The sequence below is a fragment of the Coprococcus intestinihominis genome (assembly GCF_040096555.1).
Lineage (GTDB): Bacteria > Bacillota > Clostridia > Lachnospirales > Lachnospiraceae > Coprococcus_A > Coprococcus_A intestinihominis.
On sequence record NZ_JBBMEK010000417.1, the window covers coordinates 1 to 1,619 of the forward strand.

General features: G+C 36.2%; 3 protein-coding genes. All 3 read right to left on the reverse strand.

Going from position 1 to position 1,619, the window contains the following annotated elements; genetic code table 11:
* Nucleotides 1–231: 231 nt before the first annotated feature.
* A complete protein-coding gene (locus WMO25_RS17815; RefSeq protein WP_015513002.1) occupies nucleotides 232–672 on the reverse strand; it encodes a GNAT family N-acetyltransferase in 441 nt (146 codons plus the stop codon).
* An 11-nt stretch (nucleotides 673–683) separates the two neighbouring features.
* Nucleotides 684–1,415, reverse strand: a complete 732-nt coding sequence (gene rsmG, locus WMO25_RS17820; protein WP_349086546.1) for a 16S rRNA (guanine(527)-N(7))-methyltransferase RsmG — start codon at nucleotides 1,413–1,415, stop codon at nucleotides 684–686.
* The coding region (locus WMO25_RS17825; RefSeq protein ID WP_349086547.1) for a hypothetical protein at nucleotides 1,416–1,619 on the reverse strand (204 nt) is incomplete at its 5' end.

Below are 1,619 nucleotides of genomic sequence, written 5' to 3' on the forward strand. Positions count from 1 at the left end.
AAAAATGCAATTGCATCTAACTCACCACAACCGACAACAACCACCATTGCCGGAGGCAAGAAAATTCGAAAAATCAACAAATCAAAGGCACATTCTGAAGAGACGCCTTCGAAAAAAGAAGCTGTTGCTAAGAAGAAATCTGCTTCTCAATCAACCACGAAAGAAAATGAATAAAACACTTGCAATAAAAAGATCCTGAATCAAATGCGACTCGGGATCTTTTTAAGATTGTTAATGACAACATTTATGTGTATTAAAATACTGTTTTAAATCCAGGGATAAATGATTATTTTCAATTGAAAAACCATATTTCTTAAAATAATCAGGCATATGATAAATATCATTGCTTACCAGATAATGTGCACCGCTCTGATAAGCTTTGTCAAAAATCATATGCATAATGAAATCGCCGTAACCATTCTTTCTGAACTCAGGAAGCACAGCCAATCCATCAAATTTAAAAACACCATCAAAATCAAAGATCAGTCTGGCCGTTCCCACCGGTATCTCATTTTCATTATACAAAAGAAGATAAATCGCCATGTCTTCACTATTAGAATTTTTCCAAGTTTCAACATTCTCATTCATATCTTCTTCAAAAACATCCTGATAAATCTTCATACATTTACTGAGATCATCATTCATTGTATTGAGATAAACGCCTCTAATCATGTTCTGCCTCCCTATTGTAATGGCTCTTTCGAAGGTGTGCCAGCTTTTCTCGGATATTTTTTTCCTGTTGATTTGATTTTTTTAATCGGAACCAATGTCCTCGCAAAATCTGTCTCAGGAAGTACAAAACTACAGACCTTCCCGATTTCTCCTCCAAGAATTCTGATTGCCTTTTCTGATTCTCTTAATTCATTATCCACATTCCCTGATTTGTATGAGACAAATTGTCCACCGATTTTTACAAATGGTACACAATACTCGCTTAATGTTGATAGATTAGCTACTGCACGCGATGTGCAAAGATCATACTGCTCACGATACTCTTTTCTATGGCCGAAATCTTCAGCACGCCCATGGCATGTCTCAACATTTTCCAAGCCCAACGTTTCTACAACTTCATTCAGAAAATTAATTCTCTTGTTCAACGAATCCAATAATGTGATTTTCAGATGTGGAAAGGCAATCTTCAGAGGAATCCCCGGAAATCCGGCACCGGTTCCCACGTCAATGGCGCTCTGAACCTGGTATATATCCACCGCATTGACAATCGATAGACTGTCAATATAATGCTTATCTATAAATTCGTCAAATTCAGTAATTCCAGTCAGGTTCATGACCTTATTTTTTTCTACAACCATTTCATAATATGTTACATATTGATTATATTGTTTGTCACTTAATTCAATATGTAACATATTAACTTTTTTCTTAAAGCTTTCAATCGAATACATATTTTTCCTCATTTATTCTCTATTGGCGGTTTCATGTGTATCATTTTCCGGCTTTTCATCGTTGTGCATGTCCTGCATATACTGTTTCTGACTACTCTGAGACAAATGAATCAGCAAAACAGAAATATCTGCAGGTGTAACACCGGATATACGTGACGCCTGGCCAATTGAAACCGGTTTAATCTTATCCAGCTTCTGCTGTGCCTCAATTCTAAG

What these genes read in the sequence shown, in the direction of transcription:
- WMO25_RS17815 (WP_015513002.1), bottom strand. Translation starts at nt 672, where the DNA reads ATGATTAGAGGCGTTTATCTCAATACAATGAATGATGATCTCAGTAAA.
- rsmG (WP_349086546.1), bottom strand. Translation starts at nt 1,415, where the DNA reads ATGAGGAAAAATATGTATTCGATTGAAAGCTTTAAGAAAAAAGTTAAT.